This is a genomic window from Sphingopyxis sp. (assembly GCF_041916015.1).
Taxonomy (GTDB): domain Bacteria; phylum Pseudomonadota; class Alphaproteobacteria; order Sphingomonadales; family Sphingomonadaceae; genus Sphingopyxis.
This window is the reverse complement of sequence record NZ_JAYSAH010000052.1, coordinates 37134-57476: the sequence shown is the minus strand read 5'-3', so window position 1 is coordinate 57476 and position 20343 is coordinate 37134. Positions and strand designations below refer to the sequence as shown.

The window sequence follows — 20343 nt, the reverse complement described above, 5'->3', positions numbered from 1 at the left end:
GCAGGTTCGCGCATACCCAAGAGTTGGGCCGCCCCTGTACAAGTCGCCCGCAAGTCGTCTGTCGATTTCTCTGGAAATTGCGGCTTTCAGGCAGGAGGCGCGGTTCGCAGCCAGCCAAATTTTGCGGCACTCTGGCGCATGATCGAAGCGCCGCGCGCCATCTAAAAGGAGGGCATGAACATGGGGTGCCCATGCAGCATGCCCGCATAACCTTTGAGGGGAGAGTTTAATGAAAGGCCGGTTCCGTTCGCCGCTGCATGCCGCCGGTGCCGTCTCGGCACTTGCAGCTAGCGCTCCGGCGCTGGGGCAGGGGGCTGCCCGGCGCCCCGAAGTTCACGCTTTCGACATATGCACAGGTAACGATCCCGGTGGGTGAGTTCGAGACGCGTTGGCGTGCCGAGCACAACTACACCGGCAAGAAATATTACGGCAACGCCGAGAGCGATCTCATCAGCTCGGGCGAGGGCTATGGCCCGCTCAACCTCCGCGCCACGCTTGCCGATCGGGCGAAGGAGCGGGGAGTTTGCCGCATGGGCCAGGAACGTGACAGGCAAGGCCTGTATCGTCGATGCGCTCGACACGACCGGCTACGGCTTCGTGCCCCGCTACTACGGCGAGCACGCCACATACGGCGTCGAGCTGTCTTTCCACTTCTGATTACCGGGAAAGGTTAACCCACTGCCATGATTGATGAACGCCTGATCACCCCCGCCGATATGAAGTGGGCACCCATGACCGATGGGATCGAGGTCTGCCTCCTCTATTCGAGCCAGGAAACAGGCCGTTGGACCGTGCTGTTCCGGGCTCAGCCGGGCAGCTCCTTCAAGCCGCACCGGCACCTGGGCGCGGGGGAATATTACGTGCTCAAGGGGCGCATGAGCTACCGGATGGGCGAGGCAGTGGCCGGAACATACGGCTACGAACCGCTCGATGTGGTGCACGACTACAGTAGCTTCCCGGAGTATACGGAGTTGCTCTTCACCAACTTTGGCCCAATTGCCTTTCTGGACGATAAGGGTGATGCGGCTTCGATTCTCGATCACAAACTGCTTGAGGACATGACCGCAACCGCCGTTTGAAACCATGGCGCGTCAGCGTGCGAGGGTTTGACGGAGCGCTACGACGCGCTGCGCCGACATGACCGGATGGAGCCGAGCCGGAACATCCGCGTGATGGGCGCCCGGAATTCCGGACCGCCCTGCTGGTGATTTTCCAGCGCGCGGATGAAGAGGCCTTTGTCGCTCCACCGCTTCCAGCGATGCAGAGCGTCTTTGTATGCTCCTCGACTGCGATGGAAGAGAAATTGGGCCCGTAGCATGAACATGGCGATAGGCGGCCGGCGCTCTTCCTGTCTGGGCCGCTTTTTCGCCTAACCTCGATGCCGAGGACCATCATCGCTGACAGCGCGAGCGTCTCGTACCAACATCATGCGGCGGTCGTGCCCGCAGCTACGGATGCGGTGCCCGGCCTCCAAGCGATGTCCGCTGCCGAGGTTCAAGATATGATCCGCCGATCTGCCACAGCAAAAACCGCTCGTCGTGATCCCCAAGGCAAAATGAAGAACTGTCCCCGCTGCGCCCGACGCCAAAGCGAGCGCAGCGAGGCGTTCATATGGCGATCTCGAGCGAGTTATAACATCGGTGCGCCCACGAAAGCGGAGACACCAATGTTGGCGGCTTTGGCCGATAGCGGCCCCGCAGCCACCATGATGGTGCTCGGCGCCTCTATGCCCATGCCACCACCGTGACGGGCGCAGCCTCCAGAGCCCCGCGCAGGGCAGGCAGACGAGAACGGCTAACGGGTAGGGGCGCGCCTTCGTTCAAGTGCAATTGCCAGCGGCCTCCATCGCGTTCCAGCCGTTGTGCCCGGGAAAGGTTGGCGATCACTGACCGGTGAATGCGAAGGAAGCTCACCGGCAACTGGTCTTCGAGGCCGTCGAGGCGCGCCGCATGCAGCAGGCTGCGACCGCCCGCCAGCCGCAACTCGACATAGTCGTCAGCCCCCACGACGGCCAGTATCTCCGCAATCGGCACCAATTCCACACCGCGCGTGGACGCTACCGTCAGGCGATCGGGGCGACTGGCGGCACGGGTCAGGGCCGTTTCCCGGTCACGGCTGTCCCGGCTCAGACGCACGACCTCGACGATCAGGAGCGGCAGCACCAGGCCTGCGGCGAGCAGAAAATAAGAGAGGTCGGTGAACCACTTCGGAAACCCGACAGCCAGCGCGAGAAACAGCAGGAGATAGGCGAGCATCGCCCGCGCGCCGGGGAGGCGCCTGCGCACCCCGGCGGCCGCCGGCAAGGCCGCAAGCGCCACTCCCAAGGTCAATGCCCATAGCGTCTTCGCGTCGAAACCCGGCAGCAGGGCCGTGGCAGCGACGAGGCCCAAGGAGAGGCTCGTCACATAAAGGCTTGCCCGGGGGATAAACCGGATGGAGACATAGCGCACCAACAGAACGGCAAAGACCGCGGCCAGCACCCAGATGACGCCCATCCGCCAGGCATGCAGAGGATAGGAATAGTCGAAAAATGTCCGCGAGCTCTCCGCAATGGCCTGCAGGGTCGCAACTATTGCCATGGCGGCCAGGACCAGGCTGGTCCCGGTGCGACGCATGGCGTGGATGACCCCGAAACCGAATGCGGCGGCCAGCAAAGCGCCGGCCGCCAGCAAGGCAACCGCCAAAGGCGCGAGGCGCGGTGGATAGGGATAGGGCGCGACGGCAATGGCGCTCATCGGCTGGGCGAAATGGAAGCCCCCGTGGAAGGACGACAGGCGTAGCACCAGCACATTGCCGCCTGGCCGCCAGACGGCATCGCGGATGGGAAAGATCGCCTGATAACGCCCAGGCGATTCGTCCTGCGCCGTGGGGCCGGGGCGACCGTTCGTGCCCAGATACTGGCCGTTGAGCCAGGCCTCCGATGAAGCGACCCCTGCGACATAGAGGACGCGGGCGCGCGCATCGGGCGGGGAATGAACAACGGATCGAATCCAGATTTCCCGGCCTTGCGGATCGATGGAATCGGCAATCGGGCGGCAGTCACTGAGCCCCGGACCGGCCGGCCCCGCCGCGCCGCGACAGAGTTGCCATGAACTGTCCCGGGCTTGCGCCGAGGACATGAATTCCATCAGGAAGAAGGTGAGAAGCAGGATTCGCCACATCCGCCCCCTCTAGAATGCAACTCGCCGATATGCACCGCCATTCACCGATGAAGGGGTGCCGTTGACCGAGCGATGATAGCGGAGTGCGCTGCAAACGGCCCAACCGATGGCATGCATTCCTCAAGCTTTTGGATCACCGGATAATGCTCCACAAATTTTCGGCCGCAATCGGCCTGATTGCAACCTTGGGCGGCCTTTCTCACACTGCACACGCCCGCACGGCGCCGATCGCGGAAGCGGATAACAGGGCCGTTGCGGTTGAACAGCTGGTTCGGAGCGAAATGAGCGATCGCGGTATTCCGGGGCTCCAGTTGACGATCGTGCGGCAGAACAGGATTCTGCTCACCGGCGCATATGGCCAGGCCAATATCGAAACCTCCACGCCCGTCACGGAACGAACCACCTTCCCCATCAATTCGATCAGCAAGGCGGTTGCCGGTGTCGCGGCCATGCAACTCGTCGAGGCCGGAAAACTTGATCTCGATGCGCCGATAAAGGCCTATCTCGAAACCCTTCCGGAGGCATGGAGCGGCGTTACCGTTCGGCAGATTCTGACCCACATGTCGGGTCTGCCCGAAATTGCGGATGACAATGTCCGGCTGCTGGGCGGTGCCGAACCGGATGCCGCCTGGGCAAAGGTCCAGGAGCTCCCCCTCAAACTCCCGCCGGGGACGCGGTTCGATTACACCCAGACCAATTATGTCGTGATGGGGAAGATTATCGAGAAGATCACGGGGACATCCTACGCCGAGTTCGTCCACGATCGGCAGTTCGATGCCGCGGGGATGAAGCGAACGCGCTTCGCCGACGTCACGGGCGCCAAAGCCGAGCCTGATGCCGCGACGCTCTATACCTATCTGACGCTGCGCATCGAGGGGATGAAGACGGTCGGCGTCGAACGCAGCAACATTCCGTTCGCGCGCCATGAACCGTGGACAGAAATCGTGTTCCCGGCCGGTGGAGTCCGAACCACGTCGATCGATTTGGCAAAGTGGGTTATCGCGCTGCAAAAGCAGAAGTTTATAAAGGCGGACAGCCTGGAACAGCTCTGGAAACCGCAGCCGCAGCAAGACGGAACCTATCGCGGTTTCAGCTCCACCATAAATGGTTATGGACTGGGATGGCCATCGGCCCGGCGTATCGATCATCCTGCGATCACACCCGTCGGCGGCGCCCGCGCCGCTCTATTCATCTATCCCGGCGACGACCTCTCGATTGTCGTTCTGACGAACCTGATGGGCGCTTCGCCCGAGAAGTTCATCGACAAGATTGCGTCGCTATATATTCCCGGCTTCGCCGTCGAAAAGTGACGGCAGCATCTCGCAGCGAGGTTCGGTTCCATGCAGGCACCGACAGATATCAATCTGAACATGGAGAAGCGTTGATGTCCGCAAGGCCGCCGCTCCTGTCACGCCGCCAGGCCTTGATCGGCGGTTGCCTTTTGTCCGCCGCAAACACCTTCGCACAACCTGCGCGTGCGGCGGATGCGCTCGATAACCTCGTCATCGTGCAGATGGCGAAGTCCAGGGTTCCCGGCCTCGCCCTCGGCATCGCGCGGAACGGCAAGATACTGGGCACCCGAACCTATGGGTTTGCCGACACCGACAGCCGGCGCCGCGTAACCCGCGACAGCATGTTCCACATCGCATCCGTGACAAAGACGGTAACCGCGCTCGCCATCATGCGTCTCGTCGATCAGGGCCGCATCACGCTCGACGCTGCGGTTGCTCCTTACCTCGACTTCGCGATTCTCGGCGACGAAGCAGCTTCTATTACCTTCCGTCAGCTCTTGATGCATACCTCGGGTATCTCGGATGCGCGCTACTATGAAATCGACTTTCGCGAGCGCGGCCATGATGCCCGTCTTCCGATCGGCGAATTGCTCAAGTCGTATCTGGCGACAGACGGTCGCTATGTCGGCACGGGCAATTTCAACGCCCGACCGGGTACTGCGTGGGATTATTCCAACATCGGCTATGGACTGCTCGGCTATCTGGGTTCGCGCATCGCCGGACGCGATCTGCGCCTGCAGACCCGCGATGACATCTTTCGGCCGCTGGGGTTGCGTCATACCGCCTGGTCGATCGCAGAAACGCCGAGCCACCTGCGCGTCACACCCTACGATATCATGGATGGCAGGATCGCAGCCGTCGAACCAGTCGGCTTTCCTGATTGGTCCGCCGGTATGATGCGCGCGTCGATCTGTGACCTGACCCGGCTCGTCGCCATTGCCGCCAACAGCGGCATTGCCGAGGGGAAACGGATCGTCAGCGATGCCGCCGTGGCCGCGATGCTCGACATGCAGCGACCGGCGGGGCTGCCGTCGTGGCTCACCGGCCAGGGTTTGGCATGGCAGCAGTCGCCGCTGAACGGTGTCCCGCTCGCCAACCATTGGGGCGGCGACCCCGGCGTGTTCACGATGGCTTATGTCGATCCGGCGCGCCGAACGGGGATCGCGATATTGTGCAACCTTTCGGCAACGGCAGAGATCACCAGTGCGCTCAAAACCATAGCCACCGCAGCAATGCGCATCGGGGAATGACATTCGATCCCGAAGCAAAGGCACTGGCAGCCGTTGTTATTACCTCCATGGATACCCTGATCGAATTCCCCTGAAACTGCCTGTCAAACATGGAGAAGCCGAAGTGCGGCAGACGACACAATGCCGGGAATGAGGAAATTGCGCGATGCGAAATATCGGCCTTCGGCCCCAGTCTGCCGACCCGCGCTCCGGATCACCCGGCCGGAAACAGCTTCGTCCCGACCACCCCGATCACGATCAGCGCCATGAAGCCGACCTGCGCGACGCTCACTTTCTCGCCGAACAGGATAATCCCGCCGATGATCACCCCGACGGCGCCGAGGCCGGTCCAGATCGCATAGGCGGTGCCCGCCGAAATCTCGCGCATCGCCAGCGCGAGCAGCGCCATGTTGACGAAGCTCAGCGTGACGGGAACCGCCGAGGCCTGCCACGTCCCGAGCGTCGCCGCCCATTTGAGGCTGAGCGCCCAGCAGATTTCGGTAAAAACGGCGATAGCGAGGATGATCCATCCCACGGGCGAGTCCTTTCGGTCAGGCGGGCTCGTGGGGAAATGCATGCCGGAAACCCGAAAGAGGCACGCAAGGTGGCGCCCTTAAAGCATGATCGGTTGAAGTAAAGGATTGCTGCGCCCCTGCGAAGGCAGGGGGCCCATCTCCCGCCGGCTCAAGATGACACCGGCCGGAGATGGGCTCCCGCCTTCGCGGGAGCACGCAGCCCTTTCGCCAAAAGAAGATCAGCCCCCCAGCCACCCCGCGACATCGACCGCGACCTTGTTCGCGGCGCGGGTCAGCGCTTCGCCCACGGGCTTCGCCTCGATCGCGCCCGCGATCGGCTCGCGCACCTCGAACCGGCGCTGCGTAACGCTCTTGCCGCCGGCCGACACCAGCATCGCCTGATAGACGACGACCGCCTCGCTCGTCCGCGCATCGACGCCGAAATCCATGAGCTGCCCCGCGAGCTGCTCGCCCGGCGCGGTCAGGTACTGCCCCTCGTCGAGCACGACGCGCGAGGTGCGCGCCGCGACGGTTTCGGAGACGAGCCGCTGGAACAGCCGCTGCGGCGCCTCGACCCATTGCGCGTCCTTGACATAGGTCACGCTCGCCTCGTCCTGCTGCACCGGAATGCGCGTCGTGCGCAGCTTCTGCGGCGCGGTAGGGATCAGGATTGTCAAGGTCGCGGCATCGGCCGCAGTGCGCGCGGCCCCGGCCGCCGGCGCGGCATCGGCGTCGAGCGTCAGCAGGAAGGGCGGGGTCTTGCCGCCGAGCCCGATGCAGCCCGAGAGTGTCAGCGCCGCAGCCGCGACGAGCAGGGAAGGGCGGAGCGTTCGCATTGTCGGCATCCTCATTTCTTGTAATCGGGAAGCTTGCTGCCGCCCAGCACCGCTCCGGCGCCCTGCTGGTCGAGCTTGTCGGTCAGGCTGGACAGCGAGGCCGAGGTACGGCGCAGGTCGCGGATCAACGCATTGGCTTCGGGAACGGTGGTGTCGCTGAAGGTCTTGAGGCCCGGCCGCGCGTCGGCAATCGCCGATTCGAGCGTCTTCATCGACTCATTCGCGGATTGAAGCGTGTCGCGCAAATTCGCCATCGCCGGATCGACATTGCGGTCGATCGTGCCCTGTGCCGAGGCGGCGAGATTGCCGATCTGCTCGGCGGCGTTGCCGGTCTGCTGGATCGCGATGCGCGTGTCGGCGAGCGCCTTTTCGAGCGCGGGGCCGTTGCGGGCGAGGATCGCAGTCGATGCCTCGACATTGTTGAGGATGCCCTTCATGCTCGCCTGATTCTCGTCGTCGACCAGTTCGGCGAGCCGTTCCGACAAGGTCGACAGGCGCTGGAGCAGCTGCGGCGCGGTGTTCAGAAGCTCGCCGAGACCGCCGACGCGCGTCGGAATGACCGGCTTGCCCGCCGGCCCCTTGTCGGTGATCGCCGGCGCGCCCTTGACCGCGCCGTCCAGCGAGATTTGCGACACGCCGGTGAAACCGACGCCTTCCAGCGCCGCGGTCGTCCCCTGCAGGATCGGCACGCCCTCGTTCACCTCGATGCGGACGCGGACGAATTGCGGGTCGTCGGGCCACAGCGCGATCTCGCGCACCTGTCCGGCAGGGACGCCCGAGAATTGCACCTGCGCGCCCTTGTTGAGGCCGTCGACTGATTGCTTGAAGAAAATGTCATACTGGCGCTTCACGCCGCCGCTGTCGTTCGCCAGCCAGACGACGAAAAAGGCGAGCGCCGCGGTGAAGAAGAGGACAAAGGCCCCGACCAGGACATTGTTCGACCGAGTTTCCATCAGCTTTTCCTATCCCGCGGCTCGTGCGTCTGGTTGCCGTCCGCTGCCGCGCGCCCGCGCGGGCCGTTGAAATATTCCTGTATCCACGGATGCTCGGTGGCAAGCAGTTCCGGAATCGTGCCGACCGCAATCACCTTCTTTTCCGCGAGCACTGCGACGCGGTCGCAGGTCGCATACAGCGTGTCGAGGTCGTGGGTGATCAGAAAGACGGTCAGCCCCATCGTGTCGGCAAGCCCGCGGATCAGCTCGTCGAACTTCGCGGCGCCGATCGGGTCGAGGCCTGCCGTGGGCTCGTCGAGGAACAGCAAGGCCGGGTCGAGCGCCAGCGCGCGGGCCAGCCCGGCGCGCTTGACCATCCCCCCCGACAGTTCGGCAGGATATTTGGGGCCGGCGTCGGGCGGCAGGCCGACCATCGCGACCTTGTAGGCGGCGATCTCGTCGAGCAGTTGCTGGTCGAGCCGCGGATAATATTCGCGCAGGGGAACCTGGATATTCTCGGCGACGCTGAGGGTCGAGAAGAGCGCCCCGCCCTGGAACATCACCCCCCAACGGCGGCGGAGATCGCGCGATTCCTCCTCGTTGGTGATCGTGTCGAGCGTCTTGCCATAGACCTCGATCTCGCCCGCTTCGGGAATCTGCAGACCCACGATCGAGCGCAGCAGCACCGACTTGCCGGTGCCCGATCCCCCGACGACGCCCAAAATCTCGCCCGAGCGGACGTCGAGGTCGAGATGGTCGTGGATCACCGTGTCGCCGAAGCGGTTGACGAGTCCGCGGATGCGGATCGCATATTCGAAGCGTTCGGGCCGTACCGCGTCGGCGGCGGCCAGCTCCTCCCTGATCTCGATCTCGGTGTCCTCCGCCATCAGTTCCACCCCAGCGAGGAGAAGAAAACCGCGAAAAAGGCGTCGAGGACGATGACGAGGAAGATCGCCGCGACGACCGCCGAGGTCGTGCGCCGCCCGACTTCTTCGGCATTCTGGCGCACCTGCATCCCTTCATAGCAGCCGGTGACGCCGATCAGCAGCCCGAACACCGGCGCCTTGATCAGCATGATCCAGAAATCGTGCATCGGGATGATCTCGCGCAGCCGCTGCACATAGGTCAGCGGCGGAATCTCCAGCCCGACCCAGCAGAAGACGCCGCCGCCGACGATCGCGCAGATGCTGGCGTAGAAACCGAGCAGCGGCATGGTGATCGTCGATGCCGCGACTCGCGGCAGCACGATCGCCTCCATCGGCGACACGCCGATCGTGCGCATCGCATCGACCTCTTCGGTCAGCTTCATCGTCCCGATCTGCGCCGCGAAGGCCGATCCCGAGCGGCCGGCGACCATGATCGCGGTCATCAGCAACCCCAGTTCACGGATCGATGCGCGCCCGACGAGGTTGATCGTGAACACCTCGAGCCCGAATTGCTCGAGCTGGACCGATCCCTGCTGCGCGATGACGATGCCGATCAGGAAGCTCATCAGGCCGATGATGGGGAGGGCATCGACGCCGACCGCCTGAAAGCGCGTGACGACCGCATTCCAGCGCAGCCGGCGGCGCGCGCGGATCTGGATGAACAGCGCGATGATCATCGCGCCGAAGAAATCGACGATGCCGATCAGTTCGCGCCAGATCGCGATGCTCGCGTCGCCGATCTGTTCGAGCATCCGCTCGATCGCCGAGCGGCGGTCGCGGTGAACGCGATACTCGCTCTTGTCGTCCTTGAGCGCTTCCAGCAGCCGTTGCGCGTCTGGACTGGCGCCGGTGATCGTCGCGCCATGGTCGTTGGCGGTGCGGGTTACGATCCACGCCCCAACCGTATCGATCCGTTCGACCTCCGACAGGTCGAGCGATTCGATCGGGCCAAGCTCGCCAAGCCGTGCGGGAACGTCGCCGAGGCGGGCCAGCGTTAGCCGGCCAGTGAAGCGAACCGCGGCGCCATCGGTGCCGTCGCTAGTGTCGAAGTCCGCCTTGACCACCATCTCGCGGGGGACATTGTATTATTTACCGGGGCACGGCAAGCCATTCCGGTCCCCTTGGCGGCGACGGCGCGCGGCCTTATGAACGGCGGCATGGAAACGCCATCCGTCCCCCCGGCACCCGGCCACGCCCATCGCGTCGCGATGTACGACATGGACCGGACGATAACCCGATCAGGGACTTACAGCGGTTTCCTGATGCATGTTGCGAGGCGGCGCCAGCAATGGCGGCTGCTGCTGCTGCCGCTCGTCGGGCTCGCGGGTGCGGGCTATGCGCTGCGGCTGATCGACCGGTCGCGGCTGAAGGCGATCAACCTGCGGCTGCTCGTCGGCAAGCGCTTCCGCCGCAGCGAGATCGCGCCGCTTGCCGAAAGCTATGCCGACAAGGTCATCGCGCGCGGGCTGCACGCGGCGGCGCTCGATCAGATCGCGGCCGACCGCGCGGCGGGATACCGGCTGCTGCTCGCGACCGCTTCTTTCCACCTTTACGTCGATGCGATCGCGCGGCGGCTCGGCATCGACGACGTGCTCGCGACGCGGCTCGACGAGCCCGACGGCGCCGACCATATTCACGCCCGGCTGGCGGGCGACAATTGCTATGGCGAGGCCAAGTTCGCGCGCATTTCGGACTGGCTCGCGATCAATGAAATCACGCGGGATCAGGTGCATGTCCGCGCCTATTCGGACCATGTCTCCGATCATCCGATGCTGCATTTCGCCGACGAGGCGGTCGCGACGACGCCATCGCGGCGACTGAAGCGGCTCGCGCCGAAAATGGGCTGGCAGGTGGTCGATTGGCGGGGGAGGAAGTGAAAAGCCCCTCCCCTTCAGGGGAGGGGTTGGGGTGGAGGCCGAGGCGTTGCGCAAGGCTTCTGGCCCCCACCCGCTGCGACTAGGCAGCAAGCTGCCAAGTCTCGCTGCCCTCCCCTGAAGGGGAGGGTGTATTTTACACCGCGTCGAGCGCCTGCGCGAAGTCGGCGATCAGGTCGTCGGCATTTTCGATCCCGATCGACACGCGCACCAGATTGTCGGTGATGCCGAGCGCCTTCTTGCGCTCGTCGGGAACCGACAGGTGGGTCATCGCGGCGGGATGGCTCGCGAGCGTCTCGGTGCCGCCGAGGCTGACCGCGAGCTTCGCGATCTTGAGCGCGTCGAGGAAGCGGAAGCTTTCGGCCTCGCCGCCCTTGATGAACAGCGAGAAGGTCGACCCCGCACCGCTGCAATGGCGGTCGAAAATATCCTTCTGCCGCGGGTCGCTGATGAAGCCGAGATAGCCGAGACCCTCGACCTTCGGATGATCGCGCAGGAAGGTGCAGACCTTCAGCGCATTCTCGCCTGCGCGGCTCATGCGAAGCTCGAGCGTTTCGAGGCTGCGGAGCAGCATCCAGGCGGTGTTCGGGTCGCAGATCGTGCCGATCGTGTTGCGCATCGGGCGGATCGCGTTGATCAGCCGCTGGTCGCCCGAAACCCCGCCCGCGACGAGGTCCGAATGGCCGCCGGCATATTTGGTGAGGCTATAGACGACGAGTTCGGCGCCCTGCTTCAGCGGCTGCTGCCAGAGCGGGCCGAGGAAGGTGTTGTCGATCGCAATCGCGGGCTTCTGTTCGCCGGGAAAGGCAGCGTCGCGCGCGGCGCGCACCGCCTCGACATCGACGAGGGCGTTGGTCGGGTTGGCGGGGCTTTCGAGATAGACAAGCGCGACCTTGCCGCCCTTTTCGTCGGCGAGCGCCTGCGCGCGGGCCAGAATCGCATCGAGTTCGTCGCGCGACGCGCCGGCGGGGAAATCGACGAAACTGACGCCGAAGCGCGACAGGATGCGCGCGATCAGCGTTTCGGTTGCGGCATAGAGCGGGCCCGAATGGACGACGACGTCATTCTGGTTGACGAGCGCGAGGAGCATCGTCGCGATTGCCGACATGCCGCTCGAAAAGACGAGGCAGTCGTCGGCGCCGTCCCAGACCGCGAGGCGGTCCTCGACGATTTCCTGGTTCGGCCCGTTGAAGCGCGAATAGACAAGCCCGTCGGCAGGGCCTTCGCGCTTGCCGGTGATATGCTCGAAGAAACGCTTGCCTGCGGCCGCGCTTTCGAAAGCGAAGGTCGAGGTGAGGAAGATCGGCGGCTTCAGCGACCCTTCGGACAGCATCGGGTCGTAACCGAGCCCCATCATCAGCGTTGCGGGGCTCAGATCCTGGTCGCCGATCTTCTTGCTGTTCATCTTGGGGTTGCCGCGCACGGCCATGGGGATGCTCCTCGAAATGGTGGAGTCCCTCTTAGCAGCGCCGGTTTCGATTGTAACTAAATTGCGCGGTCAATCTTCGACGATCAGGCTGCGCTCTTTCGTTTCCGGCAGCAGCAGGGTCGCGATGCCCGCCAGTGCGATCACGGCGGCGACGTAGAAGTAGAAGAGCCATTCGACTCCCTGGCCCTTGAGCCAGAGCGCGACCATCTCGACCGTGCCGCCGAAGATCGCATTGCCGATCGCATAGGGCAGCGCGACGCCGAGCCCACGGATATGCGCGGGGAAGAGTTCGGCCTTCACCAGCGCGTTGTTGGCGGTATAGCCGCTTTGCAGCGTCAGGGGCACGAGGATGAGCAGGGTAGCCGCAACCGGCGAGGTCGTCCTTTCGAGCGCGAAGAGGGTCGGCGCGGCGACGATCGCGCCGCCGATGCCGAACAGCAGCAGCATCGGTTTTCGCCCGAAGCGGTCGGCGAGCGCCCCGAAAACGGGCTGCATCGCCGCGAACCAGAGCAGCGCGGCGGCGATGATCCACGTTGCGGTTTCCTTGTCAAACCCCGCGGTATTGAACAGGAATTTCTGCATATAGGTAATGTAGGTATAGGCGCCGAGCCCGCCGCCCGCGGACAGCATGCCGACAAGGATGCTCTCGCGCCGATGTTCCTTCCAAAGCAGACGGGCGGTCGACGCCGGGCGGTCGACGGCCTGATTGATGAAAGAAGGCGTTTCGGCGAGATTGCGGCGCAGCAGATAGACGCCGATCGCAAGCAATGCGCCAATCACGAACGGAATGCGCCAGCCCCAGGCGGTCAGTTCGGCCTCGGTCAGGAAAGCCTGCAGGATGAGCGCGACGAAGATCGCGCAAAGCTGGCCGCCGATCAGCGTCAGATATTGGAAGCTCGCCCAGAAGCCGCGATGCTCGCGCGGCGCCATTTCGGACAGATAGGTCGCGCTGGCGCCATATTCGCCGCCGAGCGACAGGCCTTGCAGCATCCGCGCAATCAGCAGCGTTGCGGGACCGAGCAGGCCCGCGGCGGCATAGGTCGGCGCGACCGCGATCAGCAGCGATCCGCCGAACATCAGCGCGACCGACAGCGTCAGCCCCGCCTTGCGCCCGCGCGCGTCGGCAAAGCGCCCCATGATCCACGCCCCGATAGGCCGCATGACGAAGCCGACGGCAAAGATCGTCGCGGTGCTGAGCAACTGCGCGGTCGGATCGGCCTTCGGAAAGAAGACCGGCGCGAAATAGATAGCGAAGGAGGCATAGGCGAACCAGTCATACCATTCGACGAGATTGCCCGCCGAGCCGCCGATGATCGAAATGAGGCGTTTGCGCGGTATGGAGAAAGCCTTCATTCGGTTTCCTGTCCCTCCGCTCACTTCGTCATACCGGGCCCGACCCGGCATCCCGCTTGCCTTCTTTCAGGAAGCGGGACCCCGGATCAAGTCCGGGGTGACGAAGAGTTTAGAATGTCCGTGCCAGGCCGATCACCGAAATCTGCCGTCCGTAGCTGTTTTCCTGCCGGTGGCAGGCGCGCCGATAGCTGAAATAATCCACTTCCTCGGCATAGGTGTCCTGTCCGCCGATGGCAATGCGCGTCACCCCCGCAGCGGCAAGGCGCGCGGCGACATAGGCGGCGATGTCGAACATCGCATGGCCGGGCTTGCCGGCGGCGAAGAAGCGCTCGTTCGCGGGATTATCGGCCACGAAACGGTCCACGAAAGCGGCATCGACTTCATAGGAGGCGCGGCCGATGCAGGGGCCGATGGCAGCGGCGATGTCGGCGCGGGTCGCACCGAGGCTTTCCATCGCGTCGAGCGTCGCATCGGTGACCCCGGCGATCGCACCCTTCCACCCCGCGTGCGCGGCGCCGACCACGCCTGCTTTCGCGTCGGCGAACAGGACGGGCACGCAGTCGGCGGTGAGGATACCGAGCAAAATCCGGGGAGTGCGCGTCGCGAGCGCATCGGCTTCGGGCCGCGCGGCGAGGTCGCTGTTTTCGTCGACGATCACACAGTGATTTCGATGCACCTGATAGAGGCCGGTCAGTGCCGCGCCCGGCAGCACCGCCTCGGCGGCGCGGCGGCGGTTCTCGGCGATCAGCGCGGGATCGTCGCCCGAGCCGAGACCGCAGTTGAGCGAGGCGAGGTCGCCGCTCGATACGCCGCCCTGGCGTCCGAAGAAGCCGTGCGGAACGTCGCCCAGCGTCGGTGCGGTGGTGAAGGATGCGGTCACAGATCGAGCCTCCAGATGCGGTCCTCGTCGATATGGTTGCCGACACGGAACGCATTGCGTCCGATATCGACGAAGCCATAGCGGCGGTAAAAGGCTTGCGCGCGGGGGTTTTCGGTGAAGACCGAAAGATAGAGGATCTTCGCGCGGTCCCGTGCCCAGGCGATCCCCCAGTCCATCAGCGCCGCCGCGACGCCGGTGCCCTTGGCTTCGGACGCGACGTAAAGCTGGTGGAGCTCGGTCGCATCGTCGGTCGGATGACCCTCGGGAATGTCGAAATCGATCGGGCCGAGCTTGGTGAAGCCCTGGATCGCACCGTCGCCGCCGCGGATCAGCGCGATCGTCCAGCCGGGATCGGCGATCTGCGCCGCGATGCGCGCGGGTGGATTCCAGCCGGCCAGAAAGGCGGCTAGATCGGCGGGGTCATAGATATGGCCGAAGGTGTGGGTGAAGGACGCCTCGGCAAAGCGCGACAACTCCTCCGCGTCGTCGGCGGTGGCGAGCTGGATGGCGGTCATGCGGCGTCTCCTGAAAAGCCCGCGGGCTCGGGCCACGTCGGGGCGGTGAGCGCGATCACCTTGAACAATTCGCCCATCGCATCGGCTTTTACGAGGCGGTCCCGCTGGCCTTCGAGTTCGCCCGCGCGCTCGGACGAAGCGGCCGCCAGCGCCTCCAGCCGCGCGTCGATGCCGAGCCGGCGCAGCCAGTCGCCCTGCGTCGCAAGACCGCTGACGGTCACGCCGGCGGGCCGCGACGCTTCGGCGAGCGCGGTGAAATCGACATGTGCGGTGAGGTCGGCCTCGCCCGGATCGGTGAAGACGTCGGCAAAGCGATGCGCGCGGATCGCCTGTAGCGTGTCGCCCGCCGCGGGGCCGGCATAGCCATAGTCGATCGCCAGCATCGCGCCGCCCTGCCGCGCGAGGCGGAAGGCGCAGCGCTGCATGATCGCTGCTGCGACCGGCGCGGTCTCGACGATCGTGCCCGAGGGCCCGGAACGCAGGGCAGGAGGGATGGCCTCGTCGGCGGGCAGGCCGCCGGCCTCAGGCGCGAGCAGGCCGTCGCGGCGCACGACCATCCGCTCGCGCCAGCCGTTGGCCGTGCGGACATATTGATGGATCGGCAGCGCGTCGAAAAACTCGTTCGCGACGATGATCAGCGGCATATCGCCGGGGAGAGCATCGACCTCGTCATGATGTTCGGCCTCCGGCAGTCGCGCTGCCTGCGCTGCGCGCAGCGTCGGGCTCGTCTCGACCAGATGAGTGCCGGCCGGGACGCAGCCGAAACGTGCCGCCACGCGCAGCGCATCGGCGGCGAGCGTCCCGCGGCCCGGCCCCAGCTCGACATAGCGGAAGGCGGGGCGGCCAGCGCGCGACCACAGGTCGGCAATCCAGATGCCGATAAGCTCGCCGAACATCTGGCTGATCTCGGGCGCGGTTGTGAAATCGCCCGCGGCGCCGAGCGGATCGCGCGTCGCATAATAATGCGCGTTCGCCGCCGCCATATAGTCGGCGACCGTCGTCGGCCGGGCGGCCGCGATATCCTTGATCAGCTGTCCGGGTGTCGGCGGGCCGTCACGCAACGCTGTCCGTCCCCGCGACCGGCTCGACACGCTGGCGGCGACCCTTCGCCGTCGCGACGAGCCAGACGCCGATCAGGACCATCGGCACCGTCAGCCACTGGCCCATCGACAGGCCGGTCGCATCGACGACCCACTGGCGCTGCACATCAGGCTCGCGGAAATATTCGACCGTGAAGCGGCTGAGGCCATAGACGATCGCCGCCATGCCGAACAGGAAGCCGGGCTTGTAGCGCGCGTCGGTGCGCCAGAAGAAGAAGGCGAGCACCGCCATCATCACGATCCCCTCGAGCCCCGCCTCGTAAAGCTGGCTCGGGTGGCGGGGCAGTTCGCCGGCGCGCGGAAAGACGATCGCCCATGGCACGGCCGTCACGCGGCCCCACAGCTCGCCGTTGACGAAATTGGCGAGGCGGCCGAGGAACAGCCCGATCGGGACGACGCAGGCGATATAGTCGCAGAAGCGGAAAAAGCTGAGCTTTTCCTTGCGGGTGACGTACCAGATCGCGATTAGCACCCCGATCACGCCGCCGTGCAGCGACATGCCGCCGTCCCACAGGCGGAAGATGTCGAGCGGCTTCCGGATATAGGATTCGAGGTTGTAGAAAAGGACGTAGCCGAGCCGCCCGCCGAGGATGATGCCGAGCATCGCGTAGAAGATCATATCGTCGGCATGGCGCCGCGCCATCGGGGCGCCGGGCTGCGCGATCAGCTTTAGGAGATACCAGTAGCCAAGGAAGATGCCCGCGAGATAGGCGAGCGCGTACCAGCGGATGGGGAGGCCGAAGATGCTGAACGCAATCTCGCTATGGTCTCCCATCAGCTCGTGGAAGTTAAGATATTGCGTCGCTTCGGCTAAGGTTGCAAAAGAAAACATAGTGTCGCGCTGTCCTTCCCCAGGAGAGGCCTTCCCCATAGGGGGTAAGGCAAGCGAGACCAAGAGGAGAGATGCCCCATGCCTTCCGCGCTCGATCTGCGCCTGGAAACCGCGTATAATCTGATCACCGGTCCGGGCGGCCCGATCCAGCTCGGGTCGGTCGAACGCTTCGGCCGGCAGCTTCCCTTCATCGCCAATGCGCCGACCAATCTCGCCGATTATGTCGCTTTCTTCGCGGCGCAGCACGGCGATGCGACCTTCCTCGTCGAGGGTGACGAACGGCTGAGCTTCAAGCAGGTCTATGCCGCGGCGCGCCGGGTCGCGGCGGCGCTGGTCGAGGGCCATGGCGTCCAGCGCGGCGACCGCGTCGGCCTCGCGATGCGCAACGCCAACGCCTGGTGCGTCGCCTATGTCGGCATTTTGCTCGCGGGCGGCTGCGCCACCTTGCTCAATGGCTGGTGGCAAGGCGGTGAGCTCGCCGCGGGGATCGAGGATGCCGAGGCGAAGCTCGTCATCGCCGACGTCCAGCGCGCGGCGCGGCTCGCCGAGCCCGGCGTCAGCCATGGCGCGAGGGTCATCGCGCTCGACATTGCGCAACCGATCGACCAGGCGCTCGCGCCGATCACCGGTGCGGGCGGCAGCGCCGACACGGTGCTTCCCACACTCACGGGACAGGACCTCGCAACCATCCTTTTCACCTCGGGCTCGACCGGCCAGTCGAAGGGCGCCTATTCGCGGCACGAGGCCGTCGTGCAGGCGATCTTCAACTATGTCACGCAGACCGCGAGCATCGTCCACCTGCTGACCGAGGACGGGCAGATGTCGGACCTGCAGCCCGCGACTTTGATCTGCACGCCGCTGTTCCATGTCACCGCTGAAATCCCGGTATTCCTGCAAAGCTTCGTGCTCGGCCGCAAGCTCGTCCTGATGCCCAAGTGGAGCGCCGACGAGGCGATGCGGCTGATCCAGGACGAGAAGGTCAATTATTTCGTCGGCGTGCCGCTGATGAGCTATGAGATTCTCGTCAGCCCGAACCGCAAGAATTACGACCTGTCGACGTGCAAGAGCTACGCCGGCGGTGGCGCGCCGCGTCCGCCCGAGCATGTCCGCCGCCTCGCGACCGAAATGGGCGAAGGCAAGCCCTTGCTCGGCTATGGCCTGACCGAGACCAATGCCGTCGGCTGCGGCAACCTCAACGAAAATTATCTCGCCAAGCCGCTGTCGACCGGCCCCGCGTCGAAGCCGCTGGTCGATCTCGCGATCCTCGACGACAATGGCGAGGAACTGCCACAGGGCGGCGTCGGCGAGGTGTGCATCCGCTCGGTCGCCAATTTCGAGGGTTATTGGAACAACCCCGAAGCGACGAAGGCGGCCTTCTTCGACAATGGCTACTTCCGCTCGGGCGACCTCGGCTATGTCGATGAGGACGGCTATCTGTTCATCGTCGACCGCAAGAAGGACATCATCATCCGCGGCGGCGAGAATATCAGCTGTCAGGAGGTCGAAGCCGCGATCTACGAGCACCCCGAAGCCAATGAATGCGCGGTCTTCGGCCTGCCCGACGAGCGGCTCGGCGAGGTCGTCGGCGCGGTGATCTGGATGAAGCCCGGCAGCAGCGTTACTGCCGAGGATATGCGCGCCTTCCTCGGCGAGCGCCTCGCACCTTATAAAGTGCCGCTGCGTATCTGGATGTCGAACGACGCGCTGCCGAAGCTCGGCAGCGAAAAGATCGACAAGGTTACGCTCCGCACCCGCTATCGCGAGGAATATAAGACGGAGGTGGCGGCGTAACCAAAGGCGGCGGAGGAGCGAAGGAGAGATATGGCCGCGCCCGCCTCTCCCGACAGTCCGCCGCCGGCGCCCGCATCGGCGGGCGGCGCGCGCATCTATCGCCACCGCCTGCCGACGCGCCTCTGGCACTGGGTCAACGCCGCCACCTTGCTCGTCATGCTGATGAGCGGGCTGATGATCTTCAACGCGCACCCCCGGCTCTATTGGGGGCAATATGGCGCGAACCCCGATCATGCATGGTTCGCGATCGGGGCGACTGCCGACAGCGGTTTCGTCCGCCTTGGCGATACGCGGATCGCGACCACGGGCGTGCTCGGGCGCTGGACCGACCGCGCGGGTGAGGAGCAGACGTGGGCCTTCCCCGGCTGGGCGACGATCCCGACCAGCTATGATCTCGCGGCGGGACGGCGCTGGCATCTCTTCTTCGCGTGGGTCCTGTCGGTCGGCCTGACGCTCTACATGGCGTGGAGCCTGATCGGCGGGCACATCAGGAAGGATCTGCATATCCGCCGCGCCGAATGGTCGCCGCGGCATATCTGGCACGACATCAAGGACCATGCCCGGCTGCGCTTCCCGCAGGGCGAGGCAGCGGCCCGCTATAATATCCTCCAGAAATTCAGTTACATCGGCGTGATCTTCCTCCTGCTGCCGCTGATGATCGCGACCGGGCTTACCATGTCGCCGGGAATGGATGCCGCCTGGCCGTGGCTCGTCGATCTGTTCGGCGGACGCCAGTCGGCGCGCTCGATCCATTTCATCATCGCTTGGCTGCTGGTCCTTTTCTTCCTCGTCCATATCGCGATGGTGCTGCTCGCGGGTCCGGTGAACGAGGTGCGGTCGATGATCACCGGCTGGTTCACCCTGCCGCGCGCGAAGGACGGCGACGCATGAGCGGGCTGATCGTACCGCGCCGCCAGCTGATCGCCCGCGCCGGCGGCCTCGTCGCGGCGGCGGGCGCGCTCCCGCTGCTGCCGGGCTGCGACGCGATCAGCGAAGCGCCGATGGTGCGGAAAATCCTGTCGATGGGCGAGGAGATGAACCGCGCGAGCCAGCGCGCGCTGATGAACCGCGACGCGCTCGCGCGCGAATTCACCCGCGCCGACCTGTCGCCGGTCTTCCGCTCGAACGGCACGAAGCTGCCCGAGGGACCCGACTATGCTGCCCATGCCGCGCGCGGTTTCGCCGACTGGCGCGTGACCGTCGGCGGCCTCGTCGCGCGGCCGTTGTCGCTGTCGATGGCGGACATAAGGGCAATGCCGCAACGCACCCAGATCACCCGCCACGACTGCGTCGAGGGCTGGAGCGCGATCGGCGGCTGGACCGGGCCGCAACTCCGCCGCATCCTCGCCGCCGCGGGCTTGAAGGACAGCGCGCGCTACATCGTCTTCCGCTGCGCCGACCGCATCGGCGACGCGCTCTATTATGAAAGCTGTGACAGGATCGATGCACTGCATCCCCAGACGATCCTCGCCTGGGCGCTCAACGGGGAAATCCTGCCGATCGCCAATGGTGCGCCGCTGCGCCTGCGGATCGAGCGCCAGCTCGGCTACAAGCACGCCAAATATCTGACCGGGATCGAGGCAGTGGCGAGTCTCGACGGTATCGGCGCGGGCAAGGGCGGCTTCTGGGAAGATCGCATTGATTATGAATGGTATGCGGGTATCTAGGAAAGGGCAGG

The 20343-nt window shown here is 65.1% G+C and carries 20 protein-coding genes; 8 read left to right on the top strand and 12 right to left on the bottom strand.

Annotation, left to right across the window (positions count from 1 at the left end; translation table 11 throughout):
* Positions 1 to 468 precede the first annotated feature (468 nt).
* Both ACE3SL_RS08345 and ACE3SL_RS08340 read left to right on the top strand, forming a co-directional pair.
* Positions 469 to 657 carry a hypothetical protein gene (locus tag ACE3SL_RS08345; protein ID WP_374525279.1) on the top strand — a complete coding sequence of 63 codons (189 nt, stop codon included), beginning with the start codon at positions 469 to 471 and terminating at the stop codon, positions 655 to 657.
* A 26-nt stretch (positions 658 to 683) separates the two neighbouring features.
* Positions 684 to 1079, top strand: coding sequence for a 2,4'-dihydroxyacetophenone dioxygenase family protein (locus ACE3SL_RS08340; RefSeq protein WP_374525278.1), 396 nt, complete (start codon positions 684 to 686; stop codon positions 1077 to 1079).
* A 645-nt stretch (positions 1080 to 1724) separates the two neighbouring features.
* Here the strand turns inward: ACE3SL_RS08340 and ACE3SL_RS08335 are convergent.
* A complete protein-coding gene (locus tag ACE3SL_RS08335) occupies positions 1725 to 3161 on the bottom strand; it encodes a LytR/AlgR family response regulator transcription factor (protein WP_374525277.1) in 1437 nt (478 codons plus the stop codon).
* A 143-nt stretch (positions 3162 to 3304) separates the two neighbouring features.
* Here ACE3SL_RS08335 and ACE3SL_RS08330 point away from each other — a divergent pair, with 143 nt between their 5' ends.
* Entirely contained in the window at positions 3305 to 4471 is a 1167-nt protein-coding gene (locus ACE3SL_RS08330) for a serine hydrolase domain-containing protein (RefSeq protein WP_374525276.1), read from the top strand.
* Between the two features lie 74 nt (positions 4472 to 4545).
* Positions 4546 to 5703 (top strand): serine hydrolase domain-containing protein, encoded by a 1158-nt coding sequence (locus tag ACE3SL_RS08325; protein ID WP_374525275.1) that lies wholly within the window; start codon positions 4546 to 4548, stop codon positions 5701 to 5703.
* Between the two features lie 193 nt (positions 5704 to 5896).
* On the opposite strand, the gene ACE3SL_RS08320 is transcribed toward ACE3SL_RS08325, so the two are convergent.
* The 5 genes from ACE3SL_RS08320 to ACE3SL_RS08300 all read right to left on the bottom strand — a co-directional run bounded on the left by ACE3SL_RS08320 (position 5897) and on the right by ACE3SL_RS08300 (position 9958).
* Positions 5897 to 6217, bottom strand: coding sequence for a multidrug efflux SMR transporter (locus tag ACE3SL_RS08320; protein ID WP_374525274.1), 321 nt, complete (start codon positions 6215 to 6217; stop codon positions 5897 to 5899).
* Positions 6218 to 6436: 219 nt separating this feature from the next.
* Positions 6437 to 7033: an ABC-type transport auxiliary lipoprotein family protein gene (locus tag ACE3SL_RS08315; RefSeq protein ID WP_374525273.1), complete on the bottom strand. Its 597-nt coding sequence runs from the start codon at positions 7031 to 7033 to the stop codon at positions 6437 to 6439.
* 11 nt (positions 7034 to 7044) lie between these two features.
* On the bottom strand, positions 7045 to 7986 hold the full coding sequence (locus ACE3SL_RS08310) for an MlaD family protein (protein WP_374525272.1): 942 nt from the start codon (positions 7984 to 7986) through the stop codon (positions 7045 to 7047).
* On the bottom strand, positions 7986 to 8852 hold the full coding sequence (locus ACE3SL_RS08305; protein WP_374525271.1) for an ABC transporter ATP-binding protein: 867 nt from the start codon (positions 8850 to 8852) through the stop codon (positions 7986 to 7988). Before ACE3SL_RS08305 ends, ACE3SL_RS08310 begins: the two co-directional genes overlap by 1 nt.
* Complete coding sequence (locus ACE3SL_RS08300) at positions 8852 to 9958, bottom strand: MlaE family lipid ABC transporter permease subunit (RefSeq protein WP_374525270.1); 1107 nt, start codon at positions 9956 to 9958, stop codon at positions 8852 to 8854. The genes ACE3SL_RS08305 and ACE3SL_RS08300 overlap by 1 nt, the downstream gene beginning before the upstream one ends.
* A gap of 90 nt (positions 9959 to 10048) precedes the next feature.
* On the opposite strand from ACE3SL_RS08300, the gene ACE3SL_RS08295 reads away from it, so the two are divergent.
* Positions 10049 to 10768: an HAD family hydrolase gene (locus ACE3SL_RS08295; RefSeq protein WP_374525269.1), complete on the top strand. Its 720-nt coding sequence runs from the start codon at positions 10049 to 10051 to the stop codon at positions 10766 to 10768.
* Positions 10769 to 10901: 133 nt separating this feature from the next.
* Here the strand turns inward: ACE3SL_RS08295 and ACE3SL_RS08290 are convergent, their stop codons facing one another.
* From ACE3SL_RS08290 to lgt, 6 genes are all read right to left on the bottom strand, one after another.
* On the bottom strand, positions 10902 to 12194 hold the full coding sequence (locus ACE3SL_RS08290) for a cystathionine gamma-synthase family protein (protein WP_374525268.1): 1293 nt from the start codon (positions 12192 to 12194) through the stop codon (positions 10902 to 10904).
* Between the two features lie 69 nt (positions 12195 to 12263).
* The gene (locus ACE3SL_RS08285) at positions 12264 to 13547 is read right to left on the bottom strand and encodes an MFS transporter (protein ID WP_374525267.1); all 1284 of its coding nucleotides are present in this window, start codon (positions 13545 to 13547) and stop codon (positions 12264 to 12266) included.
* A 109-nt stretch (positions 13548 to 13656) separates the two neighbouring features.
* Complete coding sequence (gene pgeF, locus ACE3SL_RS08280) at positions 13657 to 14427, bottom strand: peptidoglycan editing factor PgeF (protein WP_374525266.1); 771 nt, start codon at positions 14425 to 14427, stop codon at positions 13657 to 13659.
* On the bottom strand, positions 14424 to 14942 hold the full coding sequence (locus ACE3SL_RS08275) for a GNAT family N-acetyltransferase (RefSeq protein WP_374525265.1): 519 nt from the start codon (positions 14940 to 14942) through the stop codon (positions 14424 to 14426). The genes pgeF and ACE3SL_RS08275 overlap by 4 nt, the downstream gene beginning before the upstream one ends.
* The gene (locus ACE3SL_RS08270) at positions 14939 to 16003 is read right to left on the bottom strand and encodes a class I SAM-dependent methyltransferase (RefSeq protein WP_374525264.1); all 1065 of its coding nucleotides are present in this window, start codon (positions 16001 to 16003) and stop codon (positions 14939 to 14941) included. The genes ACE3SL_RS08275 and ACE3SL_RS08270 overlap by 4 nt, the downstream gene beginning before the upstream one ends.
* On the bottom strand, positions 15996 to 16817 hold the full coding sequence (gene lgt, locus ACE3SL_RS08265) for a prolipoprotein diacylglyceryl transferase (RefSeq protein WP_374525300.1): 822 nt from the start codon (positions 16815 to 16817) through the stop codon (positions 15996 to 15998). Before lgt ends, ACE3SL_RS08270 begins: the two co-directional genes overlap by 8 nt.
* 135 nt (positions 16818 to 16952) lie before the next feature.
* On the opposite strand from lgt, the gene ACE3SL_RS08260 reads away from it, so the two are divergent.
* From ACE3SL_RS08260 to ACE3SL_RS08250, 3 genes are read left to right on the top strand one after another with little or no spacing between them, the layout of a single operon-like run.
* On the top strand, positions 16953 to 18665 hold the full coding sequence (locus ACE3SL_RS08260) for a class I adenylate-forming enzyme family protein (RefSeq protein ID WP_374525263.1): 1713 nt from the start codon (positions 16953 to 16955) through the stop codon (positions 18663 to 18665).
* Between the two features lie 30 nt (positions 18666 to 18695).
* Positions 18696 to 19556, top strand: coding sequence for a cytochrome b/b6 domain-containing protein (locus ACE3SL_RS08255; protein ID WP_374525262.1), 861 nt, complete (start codon positions 18696 to 18698; stop codon positions 19554 to 19556).
* Positions 19553 to 20332, top strand: a complete 780-nt coding sequence (locus ACE3SL_RS08250; RefSeq protein ID WP_374525261.1) for a molybdopterin-dependent oxidoreductase — start codon at positions 19553 to 19555, stop codon at positions 20330 to 20332. The genes ACE3SL_RS08255 and ACE3SL_RS08250 overlap by 4 nt, the downstream gene beginning before the upstream one ends.
* Positions 20333 to 20343 lie beyond the last annotated feature (11 nt).

Excerpts from the sequence above, each read along its gene's own strand:
- ACE3SL_RS08345 (WP_374525279.1), top strand. The coding sequence starts at position 469 with ATGGCCCGCTCAACCTCCGCGCCACGCTTGCCGATCGGGCGAAGGAGC.
- ACE3SL_RS08340 (WP_374525278.1), top strand. The coding sequence starts at position 684 with ATGATTGATGAACGCCTGATCACCCCCGCCGATATGAAGTGGGCACCC.
- ACE3SL_RS08335 (WP_374525277.1), bottom strand. The coding sequence starts at position 3,161 with ATGTGGCGAATCCTGCTTCTCACCTTCTTCCTGATGGAATTCATGTCC.
- ACE3SL_RS08330 (WP_374525276.1), top strand. The coding sequence starts at position 3,305 with ATGCTCCACAAATTTTCGGCCGCAATCGGCCTGATTGCAACCTTGGGC.
- ACE3SL_RS08325 (WP_374525275.1), top strand. The coding sequence starts at position 4,546 with ATGTCCGCAAGGCCGCCGCTCCTGTCACGCCGCCAGGCCTTGATCGGC.
- ACE3SL_RS08315 (WP_374525273.1), bottom strand. The coding sequence starts at position 7,033 with ATGCGAACGCTCCGCCCTTCCCTGCTCGTCGCGGCTGCGGCGCTGACA.
- ACE3SL_RS08310 (WP_374525272.1), bottom strand. The coding sequence starts at position 7,986 with ATGGAAACTCGGTCGAACAATGTCCTGGTCGGGGCCTTTGTCCTCTTC.
- ACE3SL_RS08305 (WP_374525271.1), bottom strand. The coding sequence starts at position 8,852 with ATGGCGGAGGACACCGAGATCGAGATCAGGGAGGAGCTGGCCGCCGCC.
- ACE3SL_RS08300 (WP_374525270.1), bottom strand. The coding sequence starts at position 9,958 with ATGGTGGTCAAGGCGGACTTCGACACTAGCGACGGCACCGATGGCGCC.
- ACE3SL_RS08295 (WP_374525269.1), top strand. The coding sequence starts at position 10,049 with ATGGAAACGCCATCCGTCCCCCCGGCACCCGGCCACGCCCATCGCGTC.
- ACE3SL_RS08290 (WP_374525268.1), bottom strand. The coding sequence starts at position 12,194 with ATGGCCGTGCGCGGCAACCCCAAGATGAACAGCAAGAAGATCGGCGAC.
- ACE3SL_RS08285 (WP_374525267.1), bottom strand. The coding sequence starts at position 13,547 with ATGAAGGCTTTCTCCATACCGCGCAAACGCCTCATTTCGATCATCGGC.
- ACE3SL_RS08275 (WP_374525265.1), bottom strand. The coding sequence starts at position 14,942 with ATGACCGCCATCCAGCTCGCCACCGCCGACGACGCGGAGGAGTTGTCG.
- lgt (WP_374525300.1), bottom strand. The coding sequence starts at position 16,817 with ATGGGAGACCATAGCGAGATTGCGTTCAGCATCTTCGGCCTCCCCATC.
- ACE3SL_RS08260 (WP_374525263.1), top strand. The coding sequence starts at position 16,953 with ATGCCTTCCGCGCTCGATCTGCGCCTGGAAACCGCGTATAATCTGATC.
- ACE3SL_RS08255 (WP_374525262.1), top strand. The coding sequence starts at position 18,696 with ATGGCCGCGCCCGCCTCTCCCGACAGTCCGCCGCCGGCGCCCGCATCG.
- ACE3SL_RS08250 (WP_374525261.1), top strand. The coding sequence starts at position 19,553 with ATGAGCGGGCTGATCGTACCGCGCCGCCAGCTGATCGCCCGCGCCGGC.